Annotated in this window: 1 pseudogene; it reads left to right on the top strand. The window is 64.5% G+C overall.

Going from position 1 to position 394, the window contains the following annotated elements:
* Nucleotides 1–394: pseudogene (locus VSR34_RS38915) on the top strand (class I tRNA ligase family protein); the annotation flags it as partial.

The following is a 394-nucleotide window of genomic DNA, read 5'->3' as shown; positions in this document are numbered from 1 at the left end:
CTGCGTGACTGGGGCGTGTCGCGCCAGCGTTATTGGGGCACGCCGATTCCGATCATCCACTGCCCGAAGTGCGGCGACGTGCCGGTGCCGGAACAGGATCTGCCGGTCGTGCTGCCGGAAGACCTCGTGCCGGACGGCACGGGCAACCCGCTCGCGAAGTCCGAAGCGTTCCTGAACTGCGCGTGTCCGAAGTGCGGCGGCGCGGCGAAGCGCGAAACCGACACGATGGACACCTTCGTCGATTCGTCGTGGTACTTCTACCGCTACGCATCGCCGGATGCGAAGACGATGGTCGACGAGAGCACCGACTAGTGGGCGCCGATGGATATATACTTCGGCGGTATCGAGCTCGCGATCCTGCACCTGCTGTACTCGCGCTTCTGGGCGAAGGTGA

The sequence above is a fragment of the Paraburkholderia sp. JHI2823 genome, assembly GCF_038900695.1.
GTDB lineage: Bacteria > Pseudomonadota > Gammaproteobacteria > Burkholderiales > Burkholderiaceae > Paraburkholderia > Paraburkholderia mimosarum.
This window is presented reverse-complemented; position numbering and strand designations above follow the sequence as displayed.